Annotated in this window: 14 protein-coding genes and 5 pseudogenes; 16 read left to right on the forward strand and 3 right to left on the reverse strand. The window is 66.7% G+C overall.

Annotated features, from left to right (window positions below; translation table 11 throughout):
* The first annotated feature begins 80 nt into the window (after positions 1-80).
* Positions 81-1311: pseudogene (locus KY499_RS16740) on the forward strand (cysteine desulfurase family protein).
* On the opposite strand, the gene KY499_RS16745 reads toward KY499_RS16740, so the two are convergent.
* On the reverse strand, positions 1290-2534 hold the full coding sequence (locus tag KY499_RS16745) for an NAD(P)/FAD-dependent oxidoreductase (RefSeq protein WP_219885877.1): 1245 nt from the start codon (positions 2532-2534) through the stop codon (positions 1290-1292). The pseudogene KY499_RS16740 and the gene KY499_RS16745 sit on opposite strands and share 22 nt — an antisense overlap.
* Positions 2535-2761: 227 nt before the next feature.
* Between KY499_RS16745 and mnmA the strand changes: the two genes are divergently transcribed.
* From mnmA to KY499_RS16785, 8 genes and pseudogenes are all read left to right on the forward strand, one after another.
* Positions 2762-3856, forward strand: coding sequence for a tRNA 2-thiouridine(34) synthase MnmA (gene mnmA, locus KY499_RS16750; RefSeq protein ID WP_258191117.1), 1095 nt, complete (start codon positions 2762-2764; stop codon positions 3854-3856).
* A 305-nt stretch (positions 3857-4161) separates the two neighbouring features.
* Entirely contained in the window at positions 4162-5796 is a 1635-nt protein-coding gene (locus KY499_RS16755) for an ABC transporter substrate-binding protein (RefSeq protein WP_219885878.1), read from the forward strand.
* A 129-nt stretch (positions 5797-5925) separates the two neighbouring features.
* Positions 5926-7018 (forward strand): annotated as a pseudogene (locus KY499_RS16760) (ABC transporter permease).
* A 1-nt stretch (position 7019) separates the two neighbouring features.
* Positions 7020-8045, forward strand: coding sequence for an ABC transporter permease (locus tag KY499_RS16765; RefSeq protein WP_123256511.1), 1026 nt, complete (start codon positions 7020-7022; stop codon positions 8043-8045).
* Positions 8042-9745: an ABC transporter ATP-binding protein gene (locus KY499_RS16770; RefSeq protein ID WP_219885879.1), complete on the forward strand. Its 1704-nt coding sequence runs from the start codon at positions 8042-8044 to the stop codon at positions 9743-9745. Before KY499_RS16765 ends, KY499_RS16770 begins: the two co-directional genes overlap by 4 nt.
* A gap of 412 nt (positions 9746-10157) precedes the next feature.
* A pseudogene (locus KY499_RS16775) lies at positions 10158-11394 on the forward strand (IS110 family transposase).
* A 34-nt stretch (positions 11395-11428) separates the two neighbouring features.
* The gene (locus tag KY499_RS16780; protein WP_219885880.1) at positions 11429-11926 is read left to right on the forward strand and encodes a chorismate mutase; all 498 of its coding nucleotides are present in this window, start codon (positions 11429-11431) and stop codon (positions 11924-11926) included.
* Between the two features lie 2 nt (positions 11927-11928).
* Entirely contained in the window at positions 11929-12972 is a 1044-nt protein-coding gene (locus tag KY499_RS16785; RefSeq protein WP_219885881.1) for a hypothetical protein, read from the forward strand.
* Positions 12973-13029: 57 nt separating this feature from the next.
* On the opposite strand, the gene KY499_RS16790 is transcribed toward KY499_RS16785, so the two are convergent.
* Entirely contained in the window at positions 13030-13743 is a 714-nt protein-coding gene (locus tag KY499_RS16790) for a DUF4166 domain-containing protein (RefSeq protein ID WP_123254895.1), read from the reverse strand.
* A 152-nt stretch (positions 13744-13895) separates the two neighbouring features.
* On the opposite strand from KY499_RS16790, the gene mtrA reads away from it, so the two are divergent.
* The 7 genes and pseudogenes from mtrA to secA all read left to right on the forward strand — a co-directional run bounded on the left by mtrA (position 13896) and on the right by secA (position 24256).
* Entirely contained in the window at positions 13896-14570 is a 675-nt protein-coding gene (mtrA, locus tag KY499_RS16795) for an MtrAB system response regulator MtrA (protein WP_123254896.1), read from the forward strand.
* Positions 14542-16509, forward strand: coding sequence for an MtrAB system histidine kinase MtrB (gene mtrB, locus KY499_RS16800; protein WP_219885882.1), 1968 nt, complete (start codon positions 14542-14544; stop codon positions 16507-16509). Before mtrA ends, mtrB begins: the two co-directional genes overlap by 29 nt.
* Before the next feature lie 47 nt (positions 16510-16556).
* Positions 16557-18224 (forward strand): LpqB family beta-propeller domain-containing protein, encoded by a 1668-nt coding sequence (locus tag KY499_RS16805; protein ID WP_258191119.1) that lies wholly within the window; start codon positions 16557-16559, stop codon positions 18222-18224.
* A 780-nt stretch (positions 18225-19004) separates the two neighbouring features.
* Positions 19005-19241, forward strand: coding sequence for a phosphoribosyltransferase (locus KY499_RS18405; RefSeq protein ID WP_258190842.1), 237 nt, complete (start codon positions 19005-19007; stop codon positions 19239-19241).
* Positions 19242-19403: 162 nt separating this feature from the next.
* Entirely contained in the window at positions 19404-20123 is a 720-nt protein-coding gene (gene hpf, locus KY499_RS16815) for a ribosome hibernation-promoting factor, HPF/YfiA family (RefSeq protein WP_123254900.1), read from the forward strand.
* 32 nt (positions 20124-20155) lie between these two features.
* Positions 20156-21535: pseudogene (locus KY499_RS16820) on the forward strand (winged helix-turn-helix domain-containing protein).
* Positions 21498-24256, forward strand: a pseudogene (gene secA, locus KY499_RS16825) (preprotein translocase subunit SecA). The pseudogenes KY499_RS16820 and secA overlap by 38 nt, the downstream one beginning before the upstream one ends.
* Before the next feature lie 184 nt (positions 24257-24440).
* Here secA and KY499_RS16830 read toward each other — a convergent pair.
* Positions 24441-24887 carry an Rv3235 family protein gene (locus KY499_RS16830; RefSeq protein WP_258190843.1) on the reverse strand — a complete coding sequence of 149 codons (447 nt, stop codon included), beginning with the start codon at positions 24885-24887 and terminating at the stop codon, positions 24441-24443.
* Positions 24888-24963 lie beyond the last annotated feature (76 nt).

Below are 24963 nucleotides of genomic sequence, written 5' to 3' on the forward strand. Positions count from 1 at the left end.
TGCCGCCGCCTCGCCTGTGGGGGCGTCCGGTGGTCCCGTGGAGGATCCTTCCCGGAGGCTGCTGCGGGTAGAATTGGCCTGTGCCTGTCTACCTGGATCATGCCGCCACCACGCCCCTCGCCCCCGAAGCCCTGGCTGCGCTGACCCGTGAACTTTCCCGGACCGGGAACCCCTCGTCACTGCACGGCTCGGGGCCGCCGTGCCCGGCGGGCCGTTGAGGATGCCCGTGAGGCCCTGGCTGCGGCTGCCGGAGCCCATCCCTCGGAAGTGATCTTCACCTCCGGCGGTACGGAAGCCGACAACCTTGCCGTCAAGGGCCTCTATTGGGCCCGCCGCGCCGCGGACCCGGCCCGCACCCGCATCCTGTGTTCCGCCGTCGAGCACCATGCCGTCCTGGACACGGTGGAATGGCTGGAACGGCACGAAGGCGCCGACGTCTGCTGGCTGCCCGTGGACGCGGACGGTGTGCTGGATTTGGCTGCGCTCGAGGCGGAACTCGCCCGGGACCCGGCCTCGATCGCCCTCGCAACGGTCATGTGGGCCAACAACGAGGTCGGCACCATCCAGCCTGTTGCCCGGATCGTGGAACTGGCTCACAGTGCCGGTGTGCCGGTTCACTCCGATGCCGTCCAGGCCTTTGGCTCGATTCCGGTGGATTTCCGCGCTGCCGGACTCGACGCGATGTCCATCTCCGGGCACAAGATCGGCGGTCCCGTCGGCGTCGGGGCGCTGATCCTGGGCCGCGCCGTGACGTTGACCCCGGTCCAGCACGGCGGGGGGCAGGAACGTGACGTCCGGTCCGGCACGCTGGACACCGCCTCCATCGCCGCCTTCGCGGCGGCCGCCGATGCTGCCGCCGCCAAGCTTTCGGAAGAAGCGGACCGGATCGGCGCGCTGCGGGACCATCTCATTGACGGCGTCCGCGCAGCGGTTCCCGACGCCGTGCTGCGCGGGGCACCTTCTGCCGGACGGCTCCCCGGCAACGCGCACTTCACCTTCCCCGGCTGTGAGGGCGACTCGCTGCTGTTCCTGCTGGACCTGGCCGGGGTGGAGTCCTCCACCGGCTCGGCCTGCACCGCGGGGGTTCCACGGCCCTCCCATGTGCTCCTGGCGATGGGGCTGGACGAGGATACCGCCAGGGGCGCCCAGCGCTTCAGCCTGGGACACACCTCCACCGGCGCCGACGTCGATGCCCTGCTCACGGCACTTCCGGGAGCCTGCTCCCGGGCGCGCCAAGCCGGCATGGCAGGGCATGAGTCCAGCATCCAGACGGCCGGCACCGTGGCCCGTCAGGCCTCCGCCAGGAGCTGATCCAACGGCACGGACTCGTCCGCCAGGGCAAGCGCGCTGACGGGCGTCCGCGCCGCTATCAGGGCCTTGATGGCCTTCTGCGGCTTTCCCGCGTGGGGCCAGTTGACGGACATCCCGGCGACCACGCGGCCCTCGCGCTGCCAGAAGGCGATGAACTCTTTCCCTTCCAGCGTGCCGCGGACGGCGGGCGGGCCGGAGGTCAGGGACGGGAAGCCGGAATACTCCATGCTGACGTCGAACTGGTCCGTATAGAAGTACGGAATCGTGTCCAGCACGGCGTCCTGGCCGAGCATGGCCTTCGCCGCGACCTTGCCGCCGTTCAGGGCATTGGACCAGTGCTCGCTGCGATGGTGCTCCCCGGTGAAGGGGTGCAGGGCATTGGCGACATCGCCGGCCGCGAAGATCCCCGGCACCGCGGTCCGCAGCGACGCATCCGTCGGAATCCCGTTCCGGAGGTTGATCCCGGCCGCCGCGGCCAGCGACGTTTCAGGCACCACGCCTACGGCCAGGACCACCAGGTCTGCGGGCAGAAGTTCGCCGGCATCGGTCCGCACCCCGGTCACTTTCCCCGAACTGCCCGTTATTTCCTGCGCGGCGGCCGGGAGCCTGAACCGCACGCCGTGACTTTCGTGGAGTGCACGGAAAAATCCGCCGAGCTCCGGCCCGATGGCCGCACCCAGCGGCACGTCCTCGAGCCCGAGCAGCGTCACCTGGTTGCCGTACGCGGTGGCGGCGGCGGCCAGTTCCATCCCGATCCAGCCCGAACCGATCATCACCACGGTTCTGCCGCCGCCTGCCAGGCTGCTGCGCAGGCGCCGGCTGTCATCCACGGTCCGGAAAGTGCTGACGCCGTCCAGGCCGCTGCCCGGCAACGGAATGCTCCGGGGCCGAGCCCCGGTCGCGAGCAGCAGCCGGAAGTAGTCCAGCCGGCTGCCGTCGCCCAACCTCACGGTGTGCGCTGCCGGGTCCAGCGCGGTGACGGCATCGCCAAGGCGGAGATCGACGTCGTTCTCCGCGTACCAGTGCGCCGGCACCACCGGCAGCGCGTCCTCGCCCGCTTGACCCAACAGGTACTCCTTGGACAGCGGCGGCCGCAGATACGGGTGGTGGGACTCACCGGCCAGAACGGTGATGCCGCCGGAAAAACCTTCGGCGCGCAGCGTCCTGGCAGCGGTGGCCCCGGCCAGGCCGCCGCCCACAATCACGATCTTCTCGACGGCCATAACCGCCTGCCTCCTTGCATGAGTGCGGCGTCAGCCGCCGCACGGACCGATTCTAAAAACAGTACATTTGACGTTAGAGTTGAGCGGCTGATCCGTCTAGGGCCTTTAGGCAGGAAATCCGCGCGGCGATAGAATGGCCGGGCAGGCATTGTGCTAAGCGGCCACGTGCCGCAGATGCCGGCAGCACCCCAAACCTGGAGAAAGACAGTATGCGAGTTCTTGCAGCCATGAGTGGCGGCGTCGATTCCGCCGTTGCCGCCGCCCGCGCCGTCGAGGCGGGACACGACGTCGTTGGGGTCCACCTGGCGCTGTCCAGGATGCCCGGAACCCTGCGCACCGGCAGCCGCGGCTGTTGCACCATCGAGGACTCCCGCGATGCCTGGCGGGCCTGCGACGTGCTCGGGATTCCCTACTATGTGTGGGACTTCTCCGAGCGGTTCAAGGAAGATGTCGTCCAGGACTTCATCGACGAATACGCCGCCGGGCGGACCCCCAACCCGTGCATGCGCTGCAATGAACGGATCAAGTTCGCGGCGCTGCTGGAAAAGGCGATCGCCCTCGGCTTCGATGCCGTCTGCACCGGCCACTACGCGAAGGTGATCACCGACGCCGATGGCAACCCCGAGCTGCACCGGGCCGCGGACTGGGCCAAGGACCAGAGCTACGTCCTCGGTGTCCTGACCCACGAACAGCTCAGCCACTCCATGTTCCCGCTCGCCGACACGCCTTCGAAGGCCGAGGTCCGCGCGGAGGCTGAACGCCGCGGGCTCTCCGTGGCCAACAAACCCGACAGTCATGACATCTGCTTTATCCCCGACGGTGACACAGCCGGCTGGCTGGCCGAAAAAATCGAGATGACCACCGGCGACATTGTGGATGAGTCCGGGTCCAAGGTCGGCGAGCACCCCGGCGCCAACGCCTTCACCGTCGGCCAGCGCCGCGGGCTGAAGCTGGGCACCCCCGCCGCCGACGGCAAACCCCGCTTTGTGCTGGAAATCCGGCCGAAGGAAAACAAGGTTGTCGTGGGCCCGGAAGCCTTGCTGGCTATCGACGAGATCCGCGGGATCAAAGTGTCCTGGGCGGGGCTGCCGATCGCCGAGGTGGGCACGGGCGCGGAGTTTGAGTGTCACGCGCAGGTCCGCGCCCACGGTGACCCGGTCCCGGCCCGGGCCCGTATGGAGCCGGACAATCTCGTGGTCACCCTGACCGAACCGCTGCGCGGCGTCGCCCCTGGCCAGACCGTGGTGCTCTACCAGGGCAGCCGTGTCCTCGGGCAGGCAACCATCGATACCGCCCGCTCACTTCAGCGCGCTGTGCTTTAGCAGGCCCGAAACAGCCGTCGTATCCTGCAGCCCCGTCCGCCAGGACGGGGCTGTTGTGTTTGCGCTGTCACAGTGGACCGGACGGGCAGGTGTCACTGGCCGGTGTCGCTGGAGAATCGGGCGATTACCTGAAGAAAACGATGGAAGTCTCCTACTGTCTGGTAAATTTTGTGTCTCAACTCACAGGATTTGCCGATTCTCCGGCGGTCTTCTGGTTGAATCAGGCAATCAGCACAGCGTGCCGCCGGACGAGCCACACTTTTACGCCGGCTGGCACAGGCACTCATCGAACAGAAAGTTCACAGATGGCAATGAACAATAAGGCCTTCAAGAGCGCCATCGCGCTCGCCGGGGTTTCAGCCTTTGCACTGACCGCTTGCACCGGCCCCGCCGGAGGCGGCGGAACGGCCACCGGCGGCGCTGCCGGCGGCACCATCACCTTCGGCACCACCGATAAGGTTGTCACCCTCGACCCGGCCGGCTCCTACGATGCCGGCTCGTTCATGGTGATGAACCAGATCTACCCGTTCCTGCTCAACTCCAAGCCCGGAACGGCAGACTCAACGCCCGACATCGCGGAGTCCGCCTCGTTCACCAGCCCGACCGAATACACGGTCAAGCTCAAGTCCGGGCTCACCTTCGCCAACGGGCACGCCCTCACCGCCTCCGACGTGAAGTTCTCGATCGACCGTGTCGTGAAGATCGCCGACGACAACGGCCCCGCCTCGCTGCTGGCCAACCTGGACTCCGTTGAGGTCAAGGACGACTCGACCGTGGTCTTCACGCTGAAGGAGGGCAATGACCAGGTCTTCCCCGGCGTCCTCGCCGCCAACGCCGGGCCGATTATCGATGAAGAGGTCTTCCCGGCCGACGCGCTGATGACCGACGACGAGATCGTCGCGGGCAAGCCATTCGCCGGCCCGTACACGATCGAGAGCTACAAGAAGAACGAACTCGTCAGCCTCAAGGCCAACCCCGACTACAAGGGATTGCTCGGCGCCCCGGCCAACCCCGGCGCCACGATCAAGTACTACGCCGACTCCAACAACCTCAAGCTGGATGTCCAGCAGGGCAACATCGACGTTGCCGGCCGCAGCCTCACCGCGACCGACGCCGCGGATCTGGCCAATGATTCCAAGGTCACGGTCCATAAGGGCCCGGGTGGCGAACTGCGTTACATCGTCTTCAACTTCGACACCATGCCGTTCGGCGCGACAACCCCGGAAGCCGACCCGGCCAAGGCGCTCGCCGTCCGCCATGCCGTGGCCAACCTTATCGACCGTGACGCCATCGCCAGCGAGGTCTACAAGGGCACGTACCTGCCGGCCTATTCCGTTGTTCCGGACGGCTTCGCCGGGGCCATCCAGCCGCTGAAGGAACTCTATGGCGATGGCAATGGCCAGCCGAGTCTGGAGAAAGCCCAAAAAGCCTTCAGCGACGCCGGCGTAACCGCCCCGGTGACCCTGAAGCTGCAGTACAACCCGGACCACTACGGCAAATCCTCCGGCGACGAGTACGCCAGGATCAAGTCGCAGCTGGAGAAGTCCGGACTGTTCACGGTGGACCTGCAGTCCACCGAGTGGGTCACCTACAGCAAGGACCGCACCAAGGACGCGTACCCGGTGTACCAGCTCGGCTGGTTCCCGGACTACTCTGATGCCGACAACTACCTCACGCCGTTCTTCATCCCCGGCAACTTCCTGAAGAACCACTACGAGAACCCCGCCGTTACGGACCTGATCAAGAAGCAGCTCACCACCGTTGACAAGGCCGAGCGCGAAAAGGTCCTCGGCGAAGCCCAGACCGCCGTCGCCAAGGACCTGTCCACGCTGCCGCTGCTGCAGGGCGCCCAGCTGATGGTTGCTGGCAAGGACATCAAGGGTGTTGAAAAGACTCTGGACGCGTCCTTCAAGACCCGGCTTGGCGTCATTTCCAAGTAGGTCCTCTTCCCATCCGGTTCTGACCAGCCGAAAGGCGGGGCGCCTGCACGGCGTCCCGCCTTTCGGCTGAGTCCGGACAGCCAGTTTCCCAAGCCCACGAAGCCGGCGGAAACACAACCCTAGGTACCAATGACAACATTTATTGAGGCGCCGCCAACTGACGCCGACGGACTCCTTCCGTCAAAGAAAAAGTCGTCCGGTGGGGGACTGGGCCAGTACATTCTGGTCAGGTTCCTGCTGATCTTCCCAACCATCCTCATCCTGGTCACCATGGTGTTCTTCCTGATGCGGATCACGGGAGACCCCATCACGGCCGCCCTCGGCGGCCGGCTCCCTCCTGAGCAGCTTGCCGAACGGATTGCCGCGGCCGGCTATGACCGGCCCGTCATGATCCAGTACTTCGAGTACCTCGGGCAGTTGCTGACCGGCAACTTCGGTACCACGCTCTCCGACAACCGCAAGGTCACGGAGGTGCTGACGACCTACGGTGCCGCCACGTTCGAACTGGCTTTGAACGCCGTCCTCGTGGCGCTGCTCGTCGGTATTCCGCTGGGCATGATCGCGGCCCACCGGCGCGACAAGGCTCCGGACGCCGTGCTGCGGATCCTCGCCATCCTCTTTTATGCAACTCCGGTCTTCTTCTCCGGACTCCTGTTCAAGCTGACCTTCTCAGTCTGGCTGGGCTGGCTCCCCGTTGCCGGACGCGCCAGGACCTCGACCGAGCTGGCCCTCACTGCCCTGCAGGCGCCGACCGGCATCTACTGGCTGGACGCGATCCGCAGCGGCAATATCGATGCCCTGGGCGATGTTATGGCGCACGCGGTGCTGCCGGCGCTGGCCCTGGGCCTGCTCACGGCCGGAATTTTCCTTCGACTGGTCCGCACCAACGTCATCGGCACGCTCGGGAAGGACTATGTCGAAGCCGGCCGCTCCCGCGGCGTCAGCGAATTCCGGCTCGTCACCAAACACGCCTACAAACCGGCACTCATTCCCATCATCACCGTGATGGGCCCTGCAGATCGCCGTGCTCCTCGGCGGGGCCGTGCTGACTGAAACCACGTTCGAGTGGAAGGGGCTCGGCTTCCAGCTGGCCACCTACCTCACTGCCCGCGACTTCGTGGCCGTTCAGGGCATCGTGGTCCTGCTCGCCGTGATCGTAGCCGTAACCAATTTCATCGTGGACATCGTCGCCGCGCTGATCGACCCCCGCGTGAGGTACTGAGATGAGCACTAAACCCCTTCCGGTGAGCCACGGGGGTGCCCGGGGCTCATGGTTCGGGCGGCTGCCCGTCGTTTCCCACTTCAACAAAAGCGTCGGGCTGCAGCGGGGCATGCTGGTGGCAGGCCTCGTCCTGACCGCAGCCTTCCTGCTCACGGCGGCCTTCGCACCGCTGATCGCACCCTTCGGCTTCGCCCAGATTTCCGACGCCGGCGGCAGCTTCCCGGCACAGGAGGCCCCGAACGCCAAGCACCTTATGGGGACAACCGTCGGCGGCTACGACGTCTTTTCCCGGGTGATCTGGGGGACCCAGACGGCCCTGATGGTGATCATCGTCGCCGTCATTATGTCGATCTTCCTCGGCGTCATCCTGGGCCTGGTCAGCGGCTACATCGGTGGCTGGCTCGACCGGATCCTGGTGGTCATCGCCGATGCCATCTACGCCTTCCCGTCCCTGCTGGTGGCCATCGTTATGGCCATCGTCATCAGCGGCGGCCGCTCCAGCCTGTGGGGCGGCATCCTCGCCGCAGCGATCTCCATCACGGTGGTGTTCATTCCGCAGTACTTCCGCGTCATCCGTGCCGAGACCATCAGGCTCAAAGCCGAGCCCTTCGTCGAGTCCGCGAAGGTGGTGGGCGCCTCCAACATTCGCATCATGAGCCGCCACATCTTTAAAAACGCGACCCGGACGCTGCCGCTGATCTTTACGCTCAACGCCGCCGAGGCGATCCTGACCCTTGCCGGGCTGGGTTTCCTGGGCTTCGGCATCGAACCGACCTCCGCCGCTGAATGGGGCTTTGACCTGAACAAGGCCCTTGCGGACACCACCTCCGGGATCTGGTGGACCGGCGTCTTCCCCGGTCTGGCGATCGTCCTGACCGTCGTCGGCCTGACGCTGGTCGGCGAAAGCATCAACGACCTCAACGATCCCCGGCTCCGCGGCCGGAAGCGGGCGTCCGCCGGCAAAAACGGACCCGATCCCAGCACCGGCAACCAGGCAGCCACATCAGCAGAAGTGAGCAGTTCATGACCACCAACATCGACCAGACCCGCCGCGGCACCGGGCCAGTCCTGGACATCGACCACCTCCAAGTCACCTTCGCCACCGACGCCGGCGACGTGTACGCCGTAAAGGATGTCAGCCTGACCGTCAACCCCGGCGAGGTCGTGGCCATCGTGGGCGAATCGGGCTCCGGCAAGACCGTCACTGCCAAGACCATCCTCGGGCTGCTTCCCGAAACGGCCATCAGTTCCGGGGCCGTCCTCATCAACGGCAACAACGTCATCAGCGTCAGCGCCGCCGAGCTCCGGCAAATCCGGGGCCGGGACGTTGCCATGGTGTTCCAGGAACCGTCCACCGCCCTCAACCCGGTCTTCACCGTCGGCTGGCAGATCGCCGAGGGCATCAGAGCCCACGCCGGCCGCGGCGGAGCCGGACGGGTCAGCGCGAAGGACGCCAAGGCCCGCGCCATCGAGGCCCTTGGCAAGGTCGGCATCCCGGATCCGGAAACCCGGGTTAACTACTACCCACACCAGTTCTCCGGAGGGCAGAAACAGCGCGTGGTGATCGCCGCCGCGCTGGCGCTGAACCCGGGACTTATCGTCGCTGACGAACCGACAACGGCGCTGGACGTTACAGTGCAGGCCGAAATCCTGGAGCTCCTGCGTGACCTCCGGGACACGTACGGCACCTCGATCGTGCTTATCACCCACAACATGGGCGTCGTCGCGGACCTCGCGGACCGCGTCGTCGTGATGTACCAGGGTGACGTCGTCGAAGAGGCAAGCTCCCGGACGCTCTTTGCCGAGCCGAAACAGGACTACACGAAGCAGCTGCTGGCGGCTGTCCCGCACCTGGGCCGGAACTCCGCCTCCGCTGGAATGACCGAACGGGCCCACCAGGGCGGCAAGGTGCTGGTCGAGGCCAGGGACCTGACCATCGAATATCCCGGACGACTAGGACGGGGCGGTTTTAAGGCCGTCGACGGGGTCAGCTTTACCGTCTCCCAAGGCGAGGTCTTTGGGCTCGTCGGTGAATCGGGGTCCGGTAAAACCACCATCGGCCGGGCCATCGCCGGGCTGAACCGGACTACCGGCGGCAGCCTCAAGGTGCTCGATTACGAGATGCTGCATCTCAAAGAACGCAGTTTCAAGCCGTTGCGCAAGGACATTGGCTTCGTGTTCCAGGACCCGGCAGCGTCGTTCAATCCGCACCTGACCATCGGCGAGTGCGTCGCCGAACCACTCATCATCCACAGCAATCCGACGCCGGCACAGGCCCGCGCGCGGACGGCGGAGCTGCTCGAATCGGTGCAACTGCCCGCTTCGTACGCCGACAGATTCCCGCACGAGCTCTCCGGTGGGCAGCGGCAGCGGGCATCCCTGGCCCGGGCCCTGATCCTGAACCCGAAACTGTTGATCGCGGACGAGCCGACGTCGGCGCTCGACGTCTCGGTCCAGGCCAAGGTGCTGGAGCTGTTCAAGGAGATCCAGGCCGAGTTTGGCTTTGCCGCCCTGTTCATCAGCCACGACCTCGCCGTCGTTGACATCCTCTCGACCTGGGTGGGGGTGCTCTACAAGGGCAAGCTGGTGGAGCAAGGGCTCGGAAACCAGGTGATGGGCAGCCCGCAGCACGACTATACGAAGAAGCTCATTGCGTCACTGCCCGTCCCGGACCCCGATGAGCAAGCCCGACGGCGCGAGGCTTACCGCGCCGTGCTCGGGACCTAGCGTCGGGCGCTGAATCTGCCGGCCGCCGGCGCCGTCCGGAGGCCGCCGCGGGGTTCCGCGGGACATGCCCACCGTTCCCTGCGAATGGTGGGCATGTACCGTTTTCGGCGCCACCGCGGACCCCTGAATGGGTGCTGAACGGCGGAGAAGACGCAGGCCTTGCCCCTAATGGGGGTGTACCCGTAGGTCCTTTCGGGGGCATGCTGGGTATCCGAGCCGCTGGTGGGTGAGCACTTGACGCCCCTGGCCCCGTGTCGAGGCCTAGGTCTAGATCGTGCCCCTGCCGGTTGGTGAGGTGGGCCTGTAGCGCTGGTGGGGTGTCGTGCCGTGGAGCACTGATCCATTAGACCGCAGCCAGTTCCTTCCTCCCCGTCGTGCCCGGGATAAGCCCACAACGGAAGGGATCGGGACAATGCTGTTCATCGGCGACGACTGGGCGGAGGACCACCACGACATCGCGGTCATGGATGAGGGGGGGCCGGGTACTGACGCGCCGCAGGCTCACTGAGGGCGTATCCGGGCTCGAGGCCCTCCATGACCTGCTCGGAGGGTACCTGCCCGAGAACGCGGCACCGGCCGAAGTGCTGATCGGGATTGAGACCGACCGCGGGCCCTGGGTCCAGGGACTGCTGGCGTCCGGCTACACGGTTTACGCGATCAATCCGGCGCAGTCGGCCCGCTACCGGCAGCGCACCGGGGCGGCCGGGGCGAAATCGGATAAGGGTGATGCGCTGGTGCTGGCCCGGATCGTGGCTGTTGACCGGGAGTTGCACCGGGCGATCGCCGCCGACAGCGACGTCGCGGAGGAGGTCAAGGTCCTGGCGAGGGCTCACCAGTCGCTGATCTGGGCCAGGCAGCGGCAGGCGAACGTGCTGCGTTCGAACCTGCGCGAGTACTACCCGGCCGCGCTGTCCGCGTTCGGGCAGGACCTGCACGGACGGGACGCGATGGCCGTGCTCGGCGCCGCGCCTGGCCCCAAGGCCGGGGCCCGCCTCACCCCGGCCAGGGTCCAGGCGCTGTTGCGGCACGCCGGACGGCAACGCTACCTGGCCGCCCGAGCCGGCGAGATCGTCGAGGCACTGCACGCGCCCCAGTTGCCCGCCCGCCCGGGGATCGAGGCCGCCTACACGGCCACCACAGCGGCCCTGGTTGCCGTCATCCGCGAACTGAACGCCCAGATCGGCGTCCTGCAGGGGCAGGTGGAGGAATCTTTTGGCCGGCACCCGGACGCTGAGATCTACCTCAGCCAGCCGGGTCTGGGGCCGGTGCTCGGCGCCCGGGTGCTGGGCGAATTCGGGGACGCGGCGGACCGCTACGCCGACGCCAGATCACGGAGGAACTACGCAGGGACCAGCCCGGTCACCCGGGCCTCCGGCACCAAGCGCAGCGTGCTGGCCCGGCATGCCCGAAACCGGCGCCTGGCCGATGCCCTGGACCTGCAGGCCTTCACCGCACTCAGCGTCTCGCCCGGCGCACGCGCCTACTACGACGCCCGCCGCTCACGCGGCGCCACCCACCACCAGACCCTCCGGGCCCTGGCCAACCGGCTCGTCGGGATCCTCCACGGCTGCCTCCGCCACCACACCACCTACAACGAGGACACCGCCTGGCACACCACTACCCAAAACGTCGAACTCCGCGCCGCTTGACGGCTTAGCACCGTGGGGTATCTAGACTGGGACCATGACCGAGCAGAACTCCCTCCTTCCGGATGACGATTCCTTTGATCCCGCCGCCAGCTCGCTGGCCGGTCAGGTGGATCCGGCAGTGATGGCCGAACTGCTGTCCATCCGTTCCAGCATCGACAACATCGATGCCACCCTGGTGTTCCTTCTGGCTGAACGGTTCAAGGCCACACAGAAAGTTGGCTTCCTGAAGGCCGCCCACAAACTGCCCGCGGGGGATCCCGGCCGTGAGACCGCGCAAATCGCCCGTCTGCGGCGTCTCGCCGCCGAGGCCCAGCTCGACCCGGCGTTCGCCGAGAAATTCCTGAACTTCATCATCGGCGAGGTCATCCGACACCACGAGGCCATCGCCGAGAACCATGAGGCCGCCGCGCACGCGGCCGAAGACCGGCACCCCGGCGAGGTTCCCGGCGGGGACCCCGGAACCGGCTCCGCAGGCGACCCCGGGGTCCGTGCGGCCGGATCCCCGGATCCCGCCGTCGCCGCGGGCGCCTGACCGTGGCCGTCTCCGAACGGCCCGCCGCGGGCCAGGTTACGGCAACCGCCCTGGGCCCATGGCCGGGCGAGGACCCGGTCGAGGCCCTGCGCATCATTCGCGGAGAACTGGGCAGCCCGCACCTTCCCTTCCTGGTAGAGCTCCCTGACCGGGGCGTCGGCTCGGACGCCCTCGGCCGGACCGCCTCGCTGCTGGTGGAGCTTCCGGTCGATGTCCAGCCCTTCGGCTGGAGGCTGGTGGACCGGCCCGGCAAGGACCTGATGCGTGCGACGTCGGCGCTGTCGACGGACATCAACATCCTGGCTGACCTGATCGGCGCCGAAGATGCGCCGTCGTCGGAGCTCAAGGTACAGCTGCGCGGGCCGCACAGCCTCGCCGCCGGCCTCCATCTGCACAACGGCGAACGGGCGCTGATCGACTACGGCGCCCGGCGCGAAATCGCCGCCTCCCTGGCGGCCGGCGTCGGGGACTACCTGAAGCGGATCGCCGCGGCAGCGCCCGGGACCAGGCTCGTGGTCCAGATCGACGAACCCGACGTTGCCTCCGTCCTCGCCGGCACCATCCCGACGTCGAGCGGCTACCGGACCCTGCGGTCCGTGCCGGGCCAGGAAATCACCGAGTCATGGCAGCTGGTCATTGACGCCCTCCGGGGTGCGGGCGCCGCCGAAGTCGTTGTGGCAGTCCCCGAAGTTGAGGCCCCGTTTGACCGCATTCTGGCCGCCGGCGCGGACGGGATTGCCGTGCCGCTCCGGGCCCTCACGTCCCGGCAGTGGGAGCAGCTCGCCGGTGCGGTCGAGGCCGGCAAGCGGCTCTGGGCCGGCGCGCTGGACGTGACCAGCCCCGGCGTCTCCCTGCCCCGCGTGTCGGCGGTCGTGGAGGACATTTGGCGGCCGTGGCGGCAACTCGGGCTTCCCGCGTCCACGCTGGGCGCAGTGCGCGTCACCCCGTCGGACGGACTGGAGCGGCACTCGCCATCATCCGCGACGGCGGTGCTGGCGAGGCTGACCCAGGTCGCGGACGGGCTCAACCAGCTCGCACTGGGCTGACCGGCGGAACCCGCCGCCCCGGTCACTCCCGCCGTCGCTCCCGCCGTCAGGAGGGGCTCAGGTCCGGCGTTCCCAACGGTCCGGCTGCGCGTACAGAGGAAGATGGCCGGGAGCGGTCGTGCCGCCCGGATAGGGTTCCAACCGGTAATCGAAGTGTCCGGCGTAAACAAGGACCAGCCCGATTTGCGGCTGGATCACCTTGACCTGAATCCGGTGCTTGCCTGTGCCGTCGGCCTCCGGATCCCACCACTGCTCCGCGTAGGCCTTCGCGTCGAGGGCATCCGGCAGCGGAATCCGCAGCGGTCCCAGGAGCAGCCGGGAGGCCTCGGACACGCCCCGCAGCCTGCCGTCCGGAGTGACGCTCAGGTTCAGATCGGTAACGAGCCTCCGGTAGCGGCCCACATAATCCAGCAGCCCAGGGCTGCCGCCGGCGCCGTCAACACTCGTGGTGTCCTGGAAAATACGGGTTGTACCGGGAAAGTAGATCTCCCGCCGGGCCGTCAGGCTGGACCTGCCGAACGGATCAAGATGGGCGTGATTCTCGATCCGGAACCGGATGCCCTCGCCGTATTCGGGGAAAAAGGCCTGCTCCCCGCTCGCGGGCCGCAGCAGGGGACGGAGCCAAGGCTGCCGGCAGCCGACGACGTCGAACACCCCCTCGCCGACACCGTAGTGACCGGAGCCCGGCGCCAGGGAAAAGTATTCCTGCAGCTCCGGCTGCAGCCGGGTGAAGTCGCGGCCGAGGGCGAGTTCGTAGATCGGGGTGTACACGGGAACCTCCTGTGGTCCATGGCCGGAGGACCGGCGTCTGCCCACAGCATGCACGAGAGCAGGCCCTTTGTCACAACCGCTCTGCTGCCCGCGCGCCATGCCGGAAGGACCGGCAATACGACAAAGCCAAGTCCATAGGGGAATATATAACTATGAAGGCACGCATTCTGGTAGTGGACGATGACGAGGCACTTGCCGAGATGATCGGTATTGTGTTGCGCAATGACGGCTTCGAGCCCGTCTTCTGCGCGGACGGCGGAAAAGCGCTGGAAGTGTTCCGTGCTTCCAAGCCGGATCTCGTGCTGCTAGATCTGATGCTGCCGGGCATCGATGGCATTGAGGTTTGCCGCCAGATCCGGGGTGAATCCGATGTCCCGATCGTGATGCTCACGGCCAAAGCAGACACCTCCGACGTCGTCCGTGGACTCGAGTCCGGCGCCGATGACTACGTGCCCAAGCCGTTCAAACCCGCCGAACTGGTGGCCAGGGTCCGTGCCCGGTTGCGGCCCGGGGACCTCAAAGCGCCGGAAACCCTGCGGATCGCGGATGTCAGCATCGACGTCGCCGGTCACCTGGTGAGCCGGGGCGGAGACAGGATTTCCCTGACCCCGCTGGAATTTGACCTGCTCGTCGCGCTCGCGCGCAAGCCGTGGCAGGTTTTCACCCGTGAGCTGCTCCTGGAGCAGGTCTGGGGCTACCGCCACGCCGCCGACACGCGGTTGGTGAATGTCCATGTCCAGCGGCTGAGGTCAAAGATCGAACGTGACCCGGAAGCCCCCGAAGTTGTATTGACGGTCCGTGGTGTCGGCTACAAAGCAGGTTCCTGAGCCTCCCGAAGGCACCCCGGACGGCGGCGTCCAGGAAACCGGCGTTCAGGCCGTCGCGGCCACCCCGGGGCGGGACGCCGGGGCCCGTCAGGGCAGCGGGACAGCCGCCCGGCCGGCGCTGGTATTCCGCGTCAGCCTTTGGGTCCGGCGTGCCCGGATCGTCGGCGTCCGGGTGGCCCGCCTGGTCCGGACCGGAGTCGACCTGTTGCTTCCAGGCGTCCGGTACCTGCTCCACTCACTGCGCCGGCGGTGGCGCCGGTCCCTGCAGTTCCGGACCGTCCTGACAACGCTGATGCTGGCGGTCACCTCCTTTGCGGTGGTGGGGGCCTACTTGTCCAGCCAGATTGCCAACAACCTCTTCCAGGAACGGCTCACCCAAGCCGAATCAGAGACACGCTACAGCGTGAAGCAGGTCCAGGATACGTTCGACGGCGCACAGGTCACCGACCAGTCCAGCGTTATCACTCTCGTCTATGACACGCTCAACGCCGTCGAAGGGCGCGGCTCGGTGGTCCAGCGCCGCTATGTGTTCGAAGCAATGCCGGAGCAGACCAAGCCGCGGAACCGCTGGGTCGAGTCGCGGGCCTCCGACCAGCTGACCATCAGCGTTATCCCCACGGACCTGCGCAAAGCGGTGCAGGAGTCGGGCAAAGACCAGTTCTGGGCACCCACGGAGTTCGCGGTCGGCACCGAGGACCGCCCGGGGATCGCCGTCGGCAACAAGGTGACCTTCAACGGCACCGTCTACGAGCTCTACCTCATCTACGACCTCAACACGGCGCAGACGACCCTCGACGAGATCCAGGGCGTCCTGTTGGCCGGGGCCGCCGTGCTGGTCCTGATGATCGGCGCCGTGGCCTGGTATGTCACGCGCAACGTGGTGAGCCCGGTCAGCCATGCCGCCCTCGTCTCCGAAAAACTCGCGGCCGGCCAGTTGCAGGAACGCATGGTGGTCAAGGGCGAGGATGAGGTGGCCCGGCTTGGGGCCTCGTTCAACCACATGGCGGCGAGCCTGCAGGAGCAAATCACGCAACTGGCCACGCTGTCCCAGATGCAGCAGCGGTTTGTTTCCGACGTGTCCCACGAGCTCCGCACGCCGCTGACCACCGTCCGGATGGCCGCCGAAGTTCTCTACGACGCCCGTGAGGATTTCGACCCGATCAACAAACGCTCCGCTGAACTGCTCTACAACCAGGTCGAGCGGTTCCAGTCGCTGCTGGCAGACCTGCTGGAGATTTCCCGCTTCGACGCCGGCGCGGCCACCCTCGACGCCGAACCGACGGACATCGTTCAGCTCGTCGCACATGTCATCGAAGGTGTGGGCCCCGTCGCAGCCGAATACGGCTCGGTGGTCACCCTCAACGCCCCCGTCGACGGGATTGTGGTGGACATGGATGACCGCAGGATCGACAGAATCCTCCGCAACCTGATCCTCAACGCGCTCGAACACGGCGAGGGCCGGCCGGTGAACGTCTCCGTCGCCGCCAACGAGACCGCCGTGGCCGTGGCGGTGCGCGACCACGGCATCGGCATGGCCCCGGCTGACGCGGCGCGGGTCTTCGACCGGTTCTGGCGGGCCGATCCGGCCCGGGCCCGCACCACCGGCGGCAGCGGCCTGGGCCTGTCCATCGCTGCCGAAGACACGAAACTCCATGACGGCTGGCTGCAGGCCTGGGGGGAGAGAACGAACGGCTCCAACTTCCGCCTCACTCTTCCGCTCCGGCAGGGCGAGAGCATCGGCAGATCGCCGCTCCAGCTGGAGCCGGTCGATGTCACGTTCCCCGGCTCCGGACGCGACCGGACCATGCTGCTCCTTGAACACGCCCAGGCCCCGCAGGACCAGTCCGCCGCCGGCCTGCCCCGCGGGGCCGCCCAGCCGGTGAACGCCCACGCGGCCACACCCTTCCCGCCCGCCACCGGCACCAAGGACGGGTCGTGAACATTTCCTCGCGGCAACTCACCCGTCTGGGTGCGGCCCTGCTTGCCATGATTCTGGTCCTGCTGACCTCATGCGCCCAGATTCCCAGGTCCGGGCCGGTCGGCAAGAGCAAGGATGAGAGTGCCGGGAACCCCAATGCTCCGGTCTTCTTCCCGGCGGCCCCGCGCGCCGGCGCGAGCCCCCAGGCGATCATCGAGGACTTCTACCAGGCCGGCAGCGGCTACGAAGACGACTACGCAGTGGCCCGGCAGTACCTGACCCAGGCAGCCTCCGTGGCGTGGAAACCGGACCAGCGGGCGCTGGTCTTCCGGTCCGCCCGGGTGGTTCCGACCGGCGTTGACAACATCTTCAACTATGAACTTGACGTGGTGTACTCGGTGGACGCCGTGGGTGTCGCCACGCAGTTGCCCGAGGGGACGAAGGAATACATACCCGCCGCGTTGACACAGGTCGACGGCCAATGGCGGATCGCAGAAATCCCGGATGGCACAGCGATCCCTGAGGAGACCTTTAAAGTCATCTACGGGGCCTATCCGATCTACTTCTACGACCCCACCTTCACGTACGCGGTCCCTGACGTCCGCTGGTTCATCCGGAAGAAGACGGTTAAGGCCATGACGAGCGCGCTCCTGGGCGGACCGGCGCCTTATCTCAAGGGCGCCGTCGTGAGCGCGTTTCCCTCAGGCATCAAACTGGCCCGCGAATCGGTGCCGGTGGTGTCCGGGGCCGCCCAGGTGGATCTCACGGCCAAGGACCTGGTGGAGGCCTCCAACGAAGACCGGTTGCGGATGCAGAGCCAGCTGTCCCTGACCTTCCGCAGCCAGCCCGATGTGGTCAACGTCGAGCTCCGGGCCGACCAGGATCTCGTGCGGGTCGAAGACGACGGCAGCGTGCTCCCGCCCATCCGTGACAAGAACGTCCGGTCCCGCCAGATCGCAGTGAGCAACGACGACCTCGTCCGGTACGAGAACAACAGGCTGTCACAGTTGCCGGACATCGAATCCGTCACTGCCCTGGGTCCGCGCGCGCCGGCAGAATCGCCGGTGTCCCAATCGGTGGCGTTCCTCAACGCCGGCGGCACCACGCTGTACTCGGTTGTGCCGGGCCAGCAGGCCCGGGAGCTGACCACCCGGGAAGCCCTGACCGGTCCGTCCTTTGACCTGTACGACTGGGCATGGATTGCCGGCCCTGGCGCGTCCGGCGCCGCCGAGGTCGTGGCGTACCATCCCGCCGGAGTGGCCGCGGGAGCCACCGTTCCGGCCGTGACACTGGCCCCGGACTGGCTGGCCGGGAGCACCGTCAAGGACTTCCGGGTATCCCGCGATGGCACCCGCGCCCTGGTCATCTCCGAGCAGAACGGCCGGACCAGTGTTCGGATCACCGGCATCATCCGCCGGGTCGACGGTACGCCACGGGACCTGACCAGCCCGGTAGCGCTCTTGACCTCCCGTGACCCGGACCAGGGCGTGTGGGTGGATGACACCACCGTGGTGGTGATGAAGGGATCGGCCACCGAGAACGTGGTGCCGGAACTGCTTTCCCTGACTTCGGCTGAACCCCAGCCGCTGGCCCCGTGGCCGGGTCTTACCGCACTCAGCGCCGGCAACGGTGTAGGCGAAATTTACGCACAGTCTTCCGAAGGGGTCTTCCAACGCCTCGGCAACGGCTGGTCGGCCCAGCTGAAAGGCCCTATCGATCCGGCTTTCCCCGGCTGACCGCCGGCCCCGTTGTCCACTTGGCTGAAACTGGGGATCCGCCACGGGTCCCGCCGGTGAAGACTGTGAGGATGGCGCCCGAGAGGACCAACACATCAGGGACGGATCCCCGGCAGCCCCGGCCGGCCGGGGATCCGGACCTCACACCGGCTCCCCTGACGTCCGCGAAGCACCGCGGGGTGTATGCCCGTGCGCCGATCCGGCTGGCGGACCGGGCGGCCGCGGCCGCCGCGGAACTGGCCGCGCTTGCCGCCCCGGTGGAGTGCGTTTGCTGCGGTCTGGAGGATTCGGCCCTTTGCGCCGGCTGCGGACGTCAGGTCCGCCGGCTGACACTGCGCCCGTTCAGGGCAGAGTCCGCGGCGCCGGCCCTGGTGGCCACGGACGGTTCCGTGCTTCTGCCGGTGGTCGCCGCCGGTGTGTATCGCGGGGAACTGGCGCAGTGCCTGCTGGCATTCAAGCGCCAGGGTCAGGGCCGGCTGGGCATAGTTCTGGCGTTGGGGCTGGCCCGGGCACTGCGGGCCGCTGCGGGGGACACCCCGGGCGTGCTGCTGGTGCCGGTTCCGACCAGCGGCAGAGCCTTCCGGATGAGGGGATTCAGCCCGGTCCATCTTTTGCTCCGCAGGCTGGGCGGCACCGGCGGCATGACCGGGTTCGCTGTGGCTGACCGGCTGCGGACAACCGGGTCCAGCTGGATACTCCGGGCTCCCGGCGGTGCGTCCGGCGCGGGCGGGCAGAAGGGGCTGGGGCGCGGGGGCCCGGTCACGGCGGGTCCGGGGATCCATGCGCACCAGGTCCGGGCTGTGCTTCCCGGACCTCACGGGACAGCCCTGCATCATTGTGGACGACGTGCTCACCACGGGGGCAACCCTCGCGGAGGCTGCCCGGGCACTCCGCGCGGACGGTGCAGTGGTCTGCGGAGCCGTCGTCCTCGCCGCGACACGCCCGCCGGCCGGTCCGGACTTGGAAGCCGGCGACGGTGCCACGGTGCGGGGCGGAGGGCATGAAGGAAAAAAATAAACCGGAAAAGGATGAATAACAGGGTCCTATGAACTAACGTCGAAGATGGGTACCAAGAAGAGATGTACCTGTCGATAGCGGCTCGGAAAGGGGCTTGACTGTCAAGCAGATCGGTCCCCGGAAGTGCCGCTGTCGTGTCACCGAAGTCATTTGGAGGGCACCATGGAGTTCATGATCAGCGGACGCAATTTGACGGTCTCAGACCGCTTCCGCGAATACGCCGACGAAAAGATCGCGAAGATCGCCTCGTTGGGAGACAAGGTCCAGCGGGTGGACGCGAAGGTCACCAAGGAAACCAAAGCCCGCCAGATCGCCGAGTTGCTCACCGTGGAGCTCACCGTCCTGGGCCGCGGCCCCGTGATCCGTGCTGAGGCCAGCGCCGCCGATAAATTTGCAGCGTTTGATCTCGCCTACAACAAGCTCCTCGAAAGACTGCGCCGGGCCAAGGACCGGAAGAAGGTCCATCACGGCCGGCACACGCCGAAGTCCGTCACTGAAGCCACGGCGACCCTTGAACCGGCGAGTTCCACCACGCCCCTGTACGCCGAATCCGGCCTTCAGGCCGAGGCAACCGAAGCGGCGAAGTCTCCCTACGAGGTGGAAAACGACATCCCGGCCGGAGATTCGCCGGTGCTGATCCGCCGCAAGGTCTTTTCGGCGGCCAGCCTGACCCTGGATGATGCTGTCGACAACATGGAACTCGTCGGCCATGACTTTTACCTGTTCGTCGACAAGGAAACCAAGGCACCTTCCGTGGTCTACCGCCGCGAAGGCTGGACCTATGGCGTCATTTCCCTGGACCAGACCTGCGAACCGGGTCAGTCGCAGCTGGCAGAGCAGATCCTCGCCTATCGTTCCGAGGATGCGCCGGCCACGGCATAAACAGCCCGCGACCAGCCCAGGAAGGGACTGAGGTGCACCCAACGCTTAGCCTCGCGCAGGCGCGGCGGATCGCACTGGCAGCCCAGGGACTCGATAAGATGCGGCCCGCCGGACCCGTGACAGCACGGGCGGTGGGCCGCACCTTTGACCGCCTGCACCTGGTCCAGATCGACTCCGTCAACGTGCTCGCACGCAGCCACTATCTGCCGTTCTTTTCCCGTTTGGGCAGCTATGACCGCGAAATCCTGCACCGGATGGCCGGGAACCACCCACGCCGGATGATGGAGTACTGGGCCCATGAGGCCAGTTTCATCCGCCCGGAGCACTTCTTCGATCTGGTGCAGTGGCAGAAACGCGGCTGGGTCGGTGCCTCCGCCATGGACCCGGACCTGTTTAGCAGTGTCGCATCCGCCGTGCTGGCAGCCCTCGCCGACGGAGAGCCGATGACGGCGGCCGAACTGACTGCCCGGCTGGGCCATCAGGAGGCCGGGCCCCCGGGACAACTGGGGATGGAACTGGAACGCCATCAAACGCGTACTGGAGCACCTCTTCGAGGCCGGGCTCGTTTCGTCGGCATCCCGGACCGTCTCGTTCGAACGCCGGTACACACTGACAGGAAGGGTCCTGCCGGACGGAGTAGCTGCTGCCGGTGGCCCGTCCGGAGAAGTCATGTCCACCGGGACTGGGGACCGTGACCCCTCGGCAGCGATGGACCGGCTGATCGACGCGGCCGCGCAGGCTCACGGAATCGGCACGGTCAGGTGCTTCGCGGACTATTTCCGGGTGCCGGTGCGCGCGGCCGCGCTGTCCGTGCGGCGTCTCGTCGCGGCGGGCAGGCTGGGGCCGGTCACCGTGACCGGCTGGGACAAACCCCTGTACCGGCATGCGGCGGCGAAACTGCCCCGCGCCGCCACCGGACGGGCGCTGCTGAGTCCGTTCGACTCGCTCGTTTTTGAACGCCGCCGGCTGGAAGCGCTGTTCGGCTTCCACTACCGGATTGAGATCTACACCCCGGAACCCCGGCGGCGGTTTGGCTACTACGTGCTGCCGTTTCTGCTGCGGGACGGGATCGTGGCGCGGATAGACCTCAAAGCGGACCGGGCCGGCCGGCGGCTCCTCGCTCGGGCTGCCTTCGCGGAGCCCGGCGCGCCGCCGGACACCGCCGTCGAGCTGGCCGCCGAGCTGCGGCTTATGGCCGGGTGGCTGGACCTGGACGACATTGTGGTCACTCCGGCGGGGGACCTTGCCCCCGCGCTTGCCCGCGCTGTCGCCAGCCGGCATCAGCTCTGAGGGAACACACGACACCGGCGTCGTGTCCCTCCCGTAGACTGAACACGCCAGAATTCGGCAGCTTGAGACTGGGAGCAACTTCACGTGGCATCACTAATCGAAAAACTTCTCCGCACGGGTGACAAAAAGACCCTGCGCCAATTGCGGAACTATGCCGATTCCATTAATGCCCTGGAGTCCTCGTTCAAGACCTTTACGGACGCGGAACTGCGCGAAGAAACCGACCGGCTCCGTACGCGTCATGCGGACGGCGAGATGCTGGATGATCTCCTGCCCGAGGCGTTCGCCGCCGTGCGGGAGGCATCCTCGCGCACGCTCGGCATGCGTCACTTTGACGTGCAGCTGATGGGCGGCGCGGCCCTGCATCTGGGCAACATTGCCGAGATGAAGACCGGTGAAGGCAAGACCCTGGTGGCCACCGCTCCGGCTTATCTCAATGCCCTCTCAGGCAAGGGCGTCCACGTGGTGACCGTCAACGACTACCTTGCCGAGTACCAGTCGGAACTTATGGGTCGCGTCTACCGCTTCCTCGGCCTCAGCAGCGGCTGCATCCTCTCGAACCAGGACCCGGCGTACCGCCGCGAGCAGTACGCTGCCGACATCACCTACGGCACCAACAACGAATTCGGCTTTGATTACCTGCGGGATAACATGGCGTGGGACCAGTCAGAACTCGTCCAGCGCGGTCATAACTTCGCCATCGTCGATGAAGTCGACTCGATCCTTATTGACGAGGGCCCGGACCCCACTGATCATTTCCGGACCCGCCCAGGGGGACACGAACCGCTGGTACAGCGAGTTCGCCAAACTCGTTACGCGCCTGAAGCCTGAGCTCGACTACGAAGTGGACGAGAAGAAGCGCACTGTTGGTGTGCTGGAGGCCGGGATCGAGAAGATCGAGGATTACCTCGGCATCCACAATCTCTACGAGTCCGCAAACACGCCGCTGATCGGCTTCCTGAACAACGCCATCAAGGCCAAGGAACTGTTCAAGCGGGACAAGGACTACGTCATCATGAACGGCGAAGCCCTGATCGTGGACGAGCACACCGGTCGAATCCTGGCCGGACGCCGTTACAACGAAGGCATGCACCAGGCCATCGAAGCCAAAGAAGGCGTCGAGATCAAAGCCGAAAACCAGACGCTCGCCACGGTTACCCTGCAGAATTACTTCCGTATGTATGGCAAGCTCGCCGGCATGACCGGTACGGCCGAGACCGAGGCCGCCGAGTTCATGAGCACCTACAAGCTCGGGGTCGTGGCCATCCCGACCAACAAGGACATGCAGCGGATCGACCAGGCGGACCTGGTTTACAAGAACGAAGTCGTTAAGTTCGACGCCGTTGTGCAGGATATTGCAGAGCGGCACGCGAAAGGCCAGCCGGTCCTTGTCGGCACCACCAGCGTCGAAAAGAGCGAATACCTCTCCGGTCTGCTGGCTAAGGAAGGCGTCCGGCACGAGGTTCTCAACGCCAAGAACCACGCCCGTGAAGCTTCCATCGTCGCCCAGGCCGGACGCAAGGGCGCCGTGACCGTAGCGACCAACATGGCAGGCCGCGGCACCGACATCATGCTCGGCGGCAACGCCGAGTTCACCGCCGTCGCTGAATTGGCCAAGCAGGGATTGGACCCGCAGGAGAATTCCGAGGAATACGAGGCCGCATGGCCGGCCGCGATGGAGACCGCGAAGCTGTCCGTTAAGGAGGAACACGCGGAAGTTCTCGACCTCGGGGGGCTGTACGTGCTCGGCACCGAACGGCACGAGTCCCGCCGCATCGACAACCAGCTCCGCGGCCGTTCCGGCCGGCAGGGCGATCCGGGTGAGTCGCGTTTCTACCTGTCCCTGACCGATGACCTGATGCGGCTGTTCAATTCCGGCGCCGCCGAACGGCTCATGAACAGCTCCGTTCCTGACGACGTCGCGCTCGAATCCAAGCTCGTCTCCCGCGCCATCGCCTCGGCGCAGGGCCAGGTGGAGGGCCGGAATGCGGAGCAGCGCAAGAACGTCCTCAAGTACGACGACGTCCTGAACCGCCAGCGTGAGGCGATTTACGGCGACCGGCGCCGGATCCTCGAAGGCGGGGACCTGCACGAGAAAGTCCAGTTCTTCCTCGAAGACACCATTACCGCGTTCATCGACGGCGCGACGGCGGAAGGCACCGGCGACGACTGGGACTTCAACCTGCTCTGGACCAACCTCAAGACGCTCTACCCGGTGACCGTCACGCCGCACGATCTGATTGATGAGGCCGGCGGCACTTCCCGGATCACGGTTGAGTTCCTCAAGGAGGAAATCCTCTCCGATGCACGGCTCGTCTACCAGGGCCCGGGAACGAGCCATCGGCGATGACAGCATGCGCGAACTGGAGCGCCGGGTTGTGCTGTCCGTGATCGGGCGGAAGTGGCAGGAACACCTGTATGAGATGGACTATCTGAAGGAAGGCATCGGCCTGCGCGCGATGGCCCAGCGCGATCCACTGGTCGAGTACCAGCGCGAAGGGTTCATCATGTTCCAGGCCATGATGGAGGCCATCCGGGAGGAAAGCGTTGGCTTCCTGTTCAACCTCGATGTCGAGATCACTCCGGCCACAGACGTGGTCGTGACCGACGCCGAGGGCGGGCACACTGAGCACCGCGACGTCCAGATTCACGCGGCAGGACTTGAGGCGCCCGAGAAGCCGGCCCAGTTGCAGTACACAGCCCCGGGGGAGGACGGTGCTGCCCAGACCCGCATCGAGGCCAAGGGGTCCGGACGAACCGGAAAACCGGCGAAGTCAGGAAACCCCGCGAAGGCAGCGGGACAGGACGCCGGACGCCGCACGGCCAAGAAGAAGCGCCGCTAAACCCCGACTGCCGCCATCCGGCACTCGGACTGGCGCAGCCAGGCGTGACATCAAAGGAGGGCTGGAACAACTGTTCCGGCCCTCCTTTCACGTCACCCCCAAGCTCCCGGCCTCCGCCGCCGTCTCCGAAGCCGGTCCCGGCAGCGATGCCCTGCAGGCGTTCTGACCCCGGGCTGCCGCCTTATTAGCCAATCTCCAGCACGGTGACCCGCCAGACCGCTCTGCTGCGCTCGATCCGCAACGCGACGGCCCGGATCCGCGCCTCTTCCACAACGACGGCGCACGCTTCGTAGATGTGTTCAGATACCCGGCAGGCGTGGACGGAGCGAACTGAAGGATTGCGGTGAAGCAGTGCAGCTGTGCGCGAACCGCCGGTCCCCGCGCGCCGGGTGAGCGCCGCACGGTGCTGAAGCGAGGCGACGCACCGCGGATCCAGCCGGCGGGAAAGCTGCTGTGCCGGCCGGGTACCGGCGAGGACTTCGATGGCCGCCTGCACGGTGCTCCGTGAGATCGCGCAGACTTCCCGGTGGTCCTCGACGCTGCGCCAAGCCCCCGCCGCGTTTCCGCCGGCCCCGGCCGAAAGCTCCATCACCGCGGCCGCTGTCACGCAAATTCCAGTCAGTGTGCTCATCATGCATCCTTTCAATCGGGCTGGTTTGGGCCCGGGGCGGGGCTGGGTTGGGTGTGGGCGCTTGGGCCGCGGTCCG

It is taken from the genome of Arthrobacter sp. PAMC25284 (assembly GCF_019443425.1).
Taxonomy (GTDB): domain Bacteria; phylum Actinomycetota; class Actinomycetes; order Actinomycetales; family Micrococcaceae; genus Arthrobacter; species Arthrobacter oryzae_A.